Origin of the sequence: Streptomyces inhibens, from assembly GCF_003389455.1 — a bacterium.
GTDB classification, from domain to species: Bacteria; Actinomycetota; Actinomycetes; order Streptomycetales; family Streptomycetaceae; genus Streptomyces; species Streptomyces inhibens.
On record NZ_QUAC01000405.1, the window covers coordinates 1 to 9652 of the forward strand.

Here is a 9652-nt window from a genome sequence, read left to right on the forward strand (position 1 = left end):
GGCGCCGCCAGCATCGCCAGCGCCGTACGGGCGGTCCGCGCGGCCGGCTCCCACCACGGCCGGTGCCCGTCGAGGCCGCCCACCAGGCCGCCCCGCGCGCCCGCGGAATCCAGTGGATCCATGGGGTCCACCGGATGCGCCGCACCGGGCACATACGCGCCGTGCCCGTGCCGGGTCGGCTCGCTGCCGGAGGGGATCCGCAGCGCGCCCAGCACAATGCCGTCGCTGTCGTCCGTGAGCAGATCCATCGGCCGCTCCCCGCCGTCCAGGACGGCCCGCGCCGCGGCGACGGTGTCCGTGGGGACGCCCAGCGTGCGGCTCAGCGCGACGGCGGCCGGCGCCCCGACCGGGACCATCGACACCGTCACCCCGGCCAGCTCGCGTTCCTTGTGCAGCAGGCCCACGACCCGCAGCAGCGCCCGGTCGTCGCCGATCACCACCGGGCGCCGGTGGCCGCGGCGGGCGAGCATCCGGGCAAATTCCTCCGGCCCCTCGGGAAGGCAGATTTTTGTCCCCGCGCCCGCACACAGGACATCCTTCGCGATCCGCACGGATTCGCCGTCCGTACTGCGGGCGAGAGGGTCGATGACCACGAGCAGGGGGTACCCCCGAACGGAGTCCGCGGGAGAGTGCCCAGAAGGCTGCGCCGACACCTCGGTCCTTCCTCAGGTAGCATCTCGGTGCAAGAGCCCCTTGCGCTATTGCGCCAGGGGCTTCGTCTATTCCGGGGCACCGGTTCGACGGCTCTAGCGATGACGTACGCGTGAACACGCATGCTGACGCCATCCACGCACGTTGGACATGCCCCGCCCGGAAGGGGTGTACGCCTGTGCCCGCACTTGTGCTGCTCGGTGCTCAGTGGGGTGATGAGGGCAAGGGAAAGGCCACCGATCTGCTCGGTGGGTCCGTTGACTATGTGGTGCGCTACCAGGGCGGCAACAACGCCGGCCACACGGTTGTCGTAGGCGACCAGAAGTACGCACTGCACCTTCTCCCTTCCGGAATCCTCTCGCCGGGGTGTACCCCGGTCATCGGCAACGGTGTCGTCATCGACCCGGCGGTCCTGCTCTCCGAGCTGAGCGGACTCAATGAGCGCGGCGTCGACACGTCCAAGCTGCTGATCAGCGGTAACGCGCATCTGATCACGCCGTACAACGTCACCATCGACAAGGTGACGGAACGGTTCCTCGGAAAGCGGAAGATCGGCACCACCGGCCGCGGTATCGGCCCGACCTACGCGGACAAGATCAACCGCGTCGGCATCCGCGTCCAGGACCTGTACGACGAGTCGATCCTCGCCCAGAAGGTCGAGGCCGCCCTGGAGCAGAAGAACCAGCTCCTGGCCAAGGTCTTCAACCGCCGCGCGATCGAGGCCGACAAGATCGTCGAGGAGATGCTGGGCTACGCCGACCAGATCAAGCCCTTCGTCGCCGACACCACGCTGCTCCTGAACAACGCCATCGACGAGGGCAAGGTCGTCCTCTTCGAGGGCGGCCAGGGCACCCTGCTCGACGTCGACCACGGCACCTACCCCTTCGTCACCTCCTCGAACCCGACCTCCGGCGGCGCCTGCACCGGCGCCGGCGTCGGTCCGACGAAGATCAGCCGGGTCATCGGCATCCTCAAGGCCTACACGACCCGTGTCGGCGCGGGGCCGTTCCCGACGGAGCTGTTCGACGAGGACGGCGAGGCGCTGCGCCGCATCGGTGGCGAGCGCGGTGTCACCACCGGCCGCGACCGCCGCTGCGGCTGGTTCGACGCGGTCATCGCCCGCTACGCGACCCGCGTCAACGGCCTGACGGACTTCTTCCTCACCAAGCTCGACGTGCTCACCGGCTGGGAGCAGATCCCGGTCTGTGTCGCGTACGAGATCGACGGCAAGCGCGTGGAAGAGCTGCCCTACTCGCAGACCGACTTCCACCACGCCAAGCCGGTCTACGAGATGCTCCCGGGCTGGTCCGAGGACATCACGAAGGCGAAGTCCTTCTCCGACCTGCCGAAGAACGCGCAGGCGTACGTCAAGGCGCTGGAGGAGATGTCCGGCGCCCCGATCTCCGCGATCGGCGTCGGCCCCGGCCGCGACGAGACCATCGAGATCAACTCGTTCCTGTCGTAAGGACGCGCGGGAACATCCGCACCACGGCAGCAGCCGCGTGCCTCCTCCGCTCTGGAGTAGGTGCGCGGCTGTTTGTCGTCGCCCAGGAACTCGCGGTGCAGGGTGCCGTCGCCGTTGAGGCGCAGGACCGAGGTGCCGCTCGGCGCGCAGCCGGGCGCGGCCGGGGCGGCGCGGTGCAGCGTCGCGGTGCGCCCGGCCGCCTCAGCCCGTCTTGCTGTACGACATCGCCTTGCCGTCGTCGAAGACGCGGCGCAGCTTGCCGCCCACCATCTCCAGGGTGCTCGGGGAGCCGGGGAGGCAGCTGTCGGCCGGTCCCGAGAGCACCGTGGACGGGCCGAGGCGGACCGGCGGGCCCGCGCTGGTCAGGGTGGCCGCGAACTCGCAGCGGTAGCTGGCCCCGGTGGCCGTCATCGTCAGTACGGTGTCACCGGCCTTGCCCTGGGTGAGGGTGAAGCGCCGGACATCGGTGGTCGAGTCGCCGACCGTCCCTTCCCAGGTGCCCAGGTAGTCCGTGGGAATGCCGCCGGCCGCGGCGGGCTGCGCCGGCCCCTGGCTCTTCTTGCCGCCCTTCGCGTCCGTCGGCCGTACGCCGCTGTCGTCGCCGGTCAGCAGGGTGTACGCGGTGACCGCGCCGGCCCCGGCGAGCGCCAGCGCGACCACGGTGAGCAGGGCGGTGACGGCACCGCGCCGGCGCCGTGCGGGCGCCGCCGGGGCGGGTGCCGGGGCCGGGACCGCGTATCCGTGGTGCCCGTGGTGCCCGTGGGCGGCGTGCGGCGGATACGACGCCTGGCCCTGCGGCACGGGAGCAGGCGGCGGTGGCGTCGGCGGGGTGCGGCCCGGCGCCGGTGTGGGCGAGATCGTGGTGGGCAGCGCATGCATCCCGGGGTCCTCGGCGACGCGCGTGGGCGGGGCCGGCCGGCCGCCGGCGTCCTGGGAACCCTCCTCGCCCTGCGGGTTCTCCGCCTCCAGCAGCTCCACGGCATGCCGCCCCAGCCGGGCGATCAACGCCCCCGGCAGCCAGGGTTCGTCGTCCGCACCCGGCCCGTCGCCGCCGCTCCCGTCCTCGGCCAGTGCCACCAACTGCGCCGGAGTGGGCCGCTGTTCGGGGTCCTTGGCCAGACAGCCGGCGATCAGACCGTGCAGCCCCTCGGGCAGCCCGGAAAGGTCGGGCTCCTCCTGGGCGACGCGGTACATCAGCGCATGCGCCGCGCTGTCGGCCGTACCGAACGGCTGGCGTCCGGTCGCCGCGTAGGTGAGCACCGACCCGAGGGAGAAGACATCGCAGGCCGGGGTGAGCGGTTCGCCGCGCACCTGCTCGGGCGACATGAAGCCCGGCGAGCCGACCGCCGCGCCGGTACGCGTCACGCCGTTGCCGGTGACCGCCTCCAGCGCCCGTGCGATGCCGAAGTCGATGACCCGGGGCCCGTCGATGGTGATCAGCACATTGGACGGCTTGAGGTCGCGGTGGATGATCCCGGCGGCATGGATCGCCGCCAGCGCACGGGCCAGCCCGGCCGCCAGGATCCGCACCGTCCGCTCGGGAAGCGGTGTGCCGCTGCCGCCGACGACCTGCTGGAGGGAGGGGCCGGCGATATAGCCGGTGGCGAGCCAGGGGGTCTCGGCCTCGGTGTCCGCGTCCAGCACGGGCGCGGTCCACTCCCCGCCGACCTGCTGCGCGGCCAGCACCTCGCGCCGGAAGCGGTCCCGGAACTCCTCCTCGTACGCCAGCTCCGCGCGCACCAGCTTGACCGCGACGGTACGGCCGCGATCGGAACGGGCCAGGAACACCCGCCCCATCCCGCCCTCGCCGAGCCGGCCGATCAGGCGGTAGTCCCCGATCCGCTGCGGATCCCGCGCACCCAGCGGCGCCAGCCCGCCGGGCCGCCCCGTCCGACCTTGTTGTCCGGCACGTCTTGGCTGTTCCACGATCCGTCGCCCTTTCCCCCGTAACCGCCCTGCGGGCGAGCAGGCGCAGGCGCGTACGCACACGGGTTGCCCGCGGCCCCTCTTCCGCGGTGAGGATATCCAGGCCCGGCCGGCCGCCGGCAGGCCGTAGGCCCTCAGCTCTCCGCGGGCGGCGTCTCCGGTGCGCCGGACGCCTCCTCCCGTATGCCGGGCGGTTCCTTCCGTGCGCCGGACAGCTCCTCCAGCGCGTCCGACAGACGCTCCAGCGCCGCCACGACCTGCCGGAAGTCCTCCGGCCCGCCGAGCTGTCCGCCGAGCCGGGCGGCGAACTCCGCATGGCCCGGGGTGATCCGGGCGATGGCGGCCCGGCCCTCCTCGGTGGGGGCGAGGAGTTTGGCGCGGCGGTGCGCCGGGTTGGGCCGGTAGGCGGCCAGGCCGCGCTCCACCAGGAGGTCGGCGATGCGCTGCACGCTCTGGCGGGTGATGCCCATCGCGCGGGCGATACCGGCCACGGTGAGCGGCTCGGCCAGGACGGCGCCCAGGACCTGCCACCAGGCGGCGGTCAGACCGGCCGGCTGGGCGAGGCGCTCCGCGACGGAGAGGAACTGGCCGTTGAGGCGGAAGACGGCGAGGGCAGTACGGCTGAGGAGTTCGGGGGTGCGGGGCTCCGGTGTGCGGGGCTCCGGGGGCCGGGGGCCGGGGGAGCGGGACTCGGAGGGCCGGGACTCGGGGGCCTGGGGCTCGCTCATACGGGCCCGTCCTCGTCGCCGGCCTTCCCCGCCGCCATCAGCACGGGGAAGGAGGCGGCGTCCGAGTAGGCGAACAGGCGGTACCAGGCCTCCAGCACCCGCGGCTCCATCACCTGGAGTTGGCCGAAGATCTCGCGGGCGAACGCCACCGGCTCGGTCGGCCCCGCGGTGATCAGCCCGAAGACGCGCACCGCGTCGGCCTCGCGGTAGTGGTCGCCGCCCTGGTAGCCGGGCTGTGCGGCGAGGTACTGGGCGGCGCCGCTGGTGTGCGGCCGGTCGTTCAGCAGGCCCTCCCGGGCGAGCCCCGCGGTCGCGCCGCAGATCGCGGCGACCGGCACCCCGGCGTCCAGGAACTCCCCGGCCTTACGGGCGAAGGGCGCCAACTCCTCGCCGGAATTCCATAGTTGGGCGCCCGGGAGGATCAGCATCGCACTGTCTTCGGGGCGCAGCGCGGCGAGCGCGAGGTCGGGCACGATCCGCTGCCCGCCCATGGTCGTCACCGGCCGGTCGGTGGTGGCCGCGACGGTGACCACCTCGTACGCCTCCTGGGCCGGGCGGAAGTAGCTGCCGCTGCGGAGGTGGGCGATGGCGTGGCCGCACTCCCAGTCCGCGAGTGTGTCGTAGGCGGCGATGTGCACGGTGCGGGGAGTCATGAGAAGTCCTTGGTCGGCGGGTGCCCTCAAAGCCTTATGACAGCATTCTGTCCTCACGACAGCATGCTGTCAATGAATGTTGCGCTTGGCTGAGACGTGACGGTGGTGGATGTTCGCTTCCGCGTCCCGGAACTATCCAGGGGTACGGGGCGTAGAACGCGTACGACAGCACGCCCGCCCCGGTTCCGCACGCTCCCCCGTCCCCAGCCGCCCGCCAAGGAGACCGTGTGATTCCCGCCGTACGAGCCCTCGCCCGCGCCGCCATGGCCGCGCGTCCGGTACCGCTCGCCGATGTCCAGGCACGGGCCGAACTCCTCACCCGCTTCGGCGCCAGCTATCTCGTCCCGGTCGAGGTCTTCGCCGCCTTCGCGGCCGAACTCACCGACCGCCGCAGACCCGGCGGCCCGTTCGCCGCGCTGTGCATCAACGGACGCCGCTGGTTCCGCTATCACTCCCTCTACTACGACACCCCCGACCTGCGGTCCTTCCACGACCACCGGCAGGGCCGCCGGCTGCGCTACAAGATCCGCGAGCGGCGGTACGAGGACACCGGGGAGCGGCAGTTCGAGATCAAGCTCAAGGGGCGGCGCGGCGAAACGGTCAAGCACCGGCAGCCGCTGCTGCCGGGCGACGCCGCCCTCGGCGCGGCCCCGCGCGGCTTCCTCGCCGCCGTACTGGACCGCTCCTACGGCATCGCGGCCCCCACCGACCTGGGCCGCTCCCTGGAGACCGACTACACCCGGGCCACCCTCGTCGCGGACGGCCAGCGCATCACCTGCGACGCCGCGCTGCTCTGCCGGGACCCGGAGAACGGCCGCACGGTACGGGCCGACGGCGGCCTGGTCCTCGTCGAGACCAAGACGACCGGCCGTCCGACCGAGGCGGACCGGCTGCTGCAGGGCTACGGTGTGCGCCCCGCCGAATTCACCAAGTACTGCGGCGGGTTGTCGGCGCTGCGCCCGGACCTGGCCGCCGGCCACTGCCGTCGGGCGGTGCGCACGGCGTTTCCCACGGCGGCCTGAAGTCCGACCGGCCCTGCGGCCCTGGAGTTTCCTACAGCCCGTCGACACTCTGTCCGTGCGTGTGGTGAGCGGCATACACAGTGTCGGTACCGGTCGGCGGACGGTGATCCCTAGGCTGAGGGCGTTCGCCGTGCCGATCCCTCGGCGGACCCGAGCGACCCGATCCGAGGTACTGACCGTGACCACGATGCACCCCGCAGCCGCCGCCGACCCCGCCGCCGGCGCGGCAGTGAAGGCCGACGACCGCGCGCACGTCTTCCACTCCTGGTCCGCGCAGGGCCTGATCGACCCGCTGGCGATCGCCGGCGCCGAGGGCTCGTACTTCTGGGACTACGACGGCAACCGCTACCTCGACTTCTCCTCGCAGCTGGTCAACACCAACATCGGCCACCAGCACCCCAAGGTCGTCGCCGCGATCCAGGAGCAGGCCGCCAAGCTGTGCACCATCGCGCCCGGCTTCGCCGTGGACGTACGGTCCGAGGCCGCCCGGCTGATCGCCGAGCGCACCCCCGGGGACCTCGACAAGATCTTCTTCACCAACGGCGGCGCGGAGGCCGTGGAGAACGCGGTCCGGATGGCCCGGTTGCACACCGGCCGCGCCAAGGTGCTGTCCGCCTACCGCTCGTACCACGGCGCCACCGCCGCCGCGATCAACCTGACCGGCGACCCGCGCCGCTGGCCCTCCGACACCGCCTCCGCGGGCGTCGTGCACTTCTGGGGCCCGTTCCTCTACCGCTCGGCCTTCCACGCCGAGAACGAGCAGCAGGAGTGCGAGCGCGCCCTCGCCCACCTTGAGCAGACCATCGCCTTCGAGGGTCCGCAGTCGATCGCGGCGATCATCCTGGAGACCGTCCCCGGCACCGCCGGGATCATGGTCCCGCCGGCCGGCTACCTCGCCGGTGTCCGCGAGATCTGCGACCGCCACGGCATCGTCTTCATCCTCGACGAGGTCATGGCGGGCTTCGGCCGCACCGGCCACTGGTTCGCCGCCGACCACTTCGGCGTCACCCCCGACCTGCTGACCTTCGCCAAGGGCGTGAACTCCGGCTACGTCCCGCTGGGCGGCGTCGCGATCAGCGCCGAGATCGCCGCCACCTTCGAGACGCGCCCCTACCCGGGCGGTCTGACGTACTCCGGCCACCCGCTGGCCTGCGCCTCCGCCGTCGCCACGATCAACGCGATGGCCGAGGAGCGGATCGTGGAGAACGCCGCCGAGATCGGCGAGCGGGTCATCGGCCCCGCGCTGCGCGAGATCGCCGAGCGGCACCCCTCGGTCGGCGAGGTCCGCGGCCTGGGCGTCTTCTGGGCGCTGGACCTGGTCAAGAACAAGGAGACCCGCGAGCCGCTGGTGCCCTACAACGCGTCCGGCGCCGCCAACGCCCCGATGGCCGAATTCGCCGCGGCCTGCAAGCGCGGCGGTCTGTGGCCGTTCGTGAACATGAACCGTACGCATGTCGTCCCGGCCTGCACGGTCACCGAGGCCGAGGCCAAGGAGGGCCTCGCCGCCCTCGACCAGGCCCTCACCGCGGCCGACGCGCACAGCGTCTGACCTGCCCCGACCGCCGCGCACCGCGGCGCGGAACAGCAGGTCACGGCCCCCGCGCGAAGCAGCGCACCGCGGCCCTCGCCTATCGTGGGCGGGGGCCGCTCCCCTTCGCGGTCATGGACGTCGAAGGAGACGCACACAATGGCCGCCGGCGGAGACAGCCCAGTCATACGTCGCAGCACCCTGCGCCAGCAGATCGCCGACGCGCTGCGCGACGAGGTCCTGGCCGGCCGCCTGCCCTCCGGCCACCCCTTCACCGTCAAGGAGATCGCCGACCAGTACGGCGTCTCCGCGACACCGGTGCGCGAGGCGCTGCTCGACCTGTGCGCCCAGGGACTCCTGGACGTCGAACAGCACCGCGGCTTCAAGGTGCACGCCTTCACCGCCGACGACTTCCGCGCGATGGTCGAGGCCCGCACCCTGATCATCGAGGGCATCTTCCGCAGCGGCGCCGACCAGGCGCTGCGCGCCACCCCCGCCGAGGTGCTGATCTCCATCCGGCGCCGCGCCGACGAGGCCGAGCGGGCCGCGCGCGGCGGCGACCTGGACGTCCTCATCGGCTACGACCTGCGGTTCTGGCGCGAGCTGAGCAGCATCGTGAACAACGCTTACATCAGTGACTTCCTCGACCGGATCCGCGTCCAGACCTGGATGTTCGCGGTGCCGCTGCTGCGCCGCGAACCCGACCTCAAGGGCCATCTGTGGCAGGGCCACTGTGCCCTGGCCGACGCCCTCGTCCGGCACGACCTGCCCGCCGCCCAGCAGCTGATCGCCGAGTACAACGAGCACTCCCTCGCTCTCGTCGGAACGCGCGGCTAGCACTACGCTGTCCCGACCATCGGCCAGTAATGGGCCGTAACCGTAGCTGTACGTGCGCCGGTGTCCCTGTCCCCGACCGGAAGCGAGCCCTCACTCGTGGCATGTGACCTGTGGCTGGTACCCCTCGTCGATGTGCTGTGCCACAGCCCCGACAACCCGTTCTCCGAAGAGATCGCCGCCTACGACAAGGCCCTGACGGAAGCGGGCCTGCCACCGGTCCCGGTCTTCAGCTATATGCCTGGCCTGTCCGGTGACGTCGCCCCCATCGCCGGCTTCGACTACGACGCGCTGCACTTCCTGCGCCGCGCCTACCTGCTGCGCCTGTGCGGCCTGGAGGTGACGCCGGTGGACGAACTGGGCGGCGATTACGAGCAGTTGCTGGAGATGTTCGAGACCACCGCGCAACAGTCCCACCTGGTGTGGCACTACGACCACGCAGGCGCGTATGTCCCGGTCGACTTCCCGCATCCGCTCGCCAACGACGAACTGCTGGAGGGCGGCGGGCCGCTGGGCTCCTCGCACGGTCTGCTGCGCGATCTCGAACTGGTTGCGCCATCCCTGGGTATCGATCCGGCCAATCCGCCGGCCGCACCGGCGCCGCCGGCCGGCCCCACCTCTTTGGAGGAGCGGGCGGGCGCGGTGCCCCTGGACGACGGCCCGTTCGCCCGGGAGCGGCATGTGTGGCTCGGCCTGCACGCCGCCGCCACCCGGAGCCTGGGCCAGGGCTCCATGATCGTCTTCAGCTGACCCACCCCCGGCGGAAACCTTTCTCTCCCACGGGAGGTGACGGGCCGGAGGGGTGTGGTGTGGGGACGTAAAGCGAAGCAGTCCCCACACCACAC

9 protein-coding genes are annotated in these 9652 nt (G+C 72.1%); 5 read left to right on the plus strand and 4 right to left on the minus strand.

What is annotated here, in order from left to right:
* A partial coding sequence (locus DY245_RS35970) for a diacylglycerol kinase catalytic domain-containing protein (protein WP_483409836.1) occupies positions 1–593 on the minus strand: 593 nt, incomplete at its 3' end.
* Positions 594–829: 236 nt separating this feature from the next.
* Here DY245_RS35970 and DY245_RS35975 point away from each other — a divergent pair.
* Positions 830–2116, plus strand: coding sequence for an adenylosuccinate synthase (locus DY245_RS35975; protein WP_128511295.1), 1287 nt, complete (start codon positions 830–832; stop codon positions 2114–2116).
* 201 nt (positions 2117–2317) lie between these two features.
* Here DY245_RS35975 and DY245_RS35980 read toward each other — a convergent pair whose 3' ends face one another.
* The 3 genes from DY245_RS35980 to DY245_RS35990 form a co-directional block, all read right to left on the minus strand.
* A complete protein-coding gene (locus DY245_RS35980; RefSeq protein ID WP_425329486.1) occupies positions 2318–4042 on the minus strand; it encodes a serine/threonine-protein kinase in 1725 nt (574 codons plus the stop codon).
* 134 nt (positions 4043–4176) lie between these two features.
* Positions 4177–4770 (minus strand): MarR family winged helix-turn-helix transcriptional regulator, encoded by a 594-nt coding sequence (locus tag DY245_RS35985; protein ID WP_128511296.1) that lies wholly within the window; start codon positions 4768–4770, stop codon positions 4177–4179.
* On the minus strand, positions 4767–5423 hold the full coding sequence (locus tag DY245_RS35990) for a DJ-1/PfpI family protein (protein ID WP_128511297.1): 657 nt from the start codon (positions 5421–5423) through the stop codon (positions 4767–4769). Before DY245_RS35990 ends, DY245_RS35985 begins: the two co-directional genes overlap by 4 nt.
* Positions 5424–5650: 227 nt before the next feature.
* Between DY245_RS35990 and DY245_RS35995 the strand changes: the two genes are divergently transcribed.
* The 4 genes from DY245_RS35995 to DY245_RS36010 all read left to right on the plus strand — a co-directional run bounded on the left by DY245_RS35995 (position 5651) and on the right by DY245_RS36010 (position 9557).
* Positions 5651–6445 carry a polyphosphate polymerase domain-containing protein gene (locus tag DY245_RS35995; RefSeq protein ID WP_128511298.1) on the plus strand — a complete coding sequence of 265 codons (795 nt, stop codon included), beginning with the start codon at positions 5651–5653 and terminating at the stop codon, positions 6443–6445.
* A 187-nt stretch (positions 6446–6632) separates the two neighbouring features.
* Complete coding sequence (locus tag DY245_RS36000) at positions 6633–7994, plus strand: aspartate aminotransferase family protein (RefSeq protein WP_128511302.1); 1362 nt, start codon at positions 6633–6635, stop codon at positions 7992–7994.
* A 138-nt stretch (positions 7995–8132) separates the two neighbouring features.
* A complete protein-coding gene (locus DY245_RS36005) occupies positions 8133–8810 on the plus strand; it encodes a GntR family transcriptional regulator (RefSeq protein ID WP_128511299.1) in 678 nt (225 codons plus the stop codon).
* A gap of 96 nt (positions 8811–8906) precedes the next feature.
* On the plus strand, positions 8907–9557 hold the full coding sequence (locus DY245_RS36010; protein ID WP_128511300.1) for a hypothetical protein: 651 nt from the start codon (positions 8907–8909) through the stop codon (positions 9555–9557).
* Positions 9558–9652: the final 95 nt, after the last annotated feature.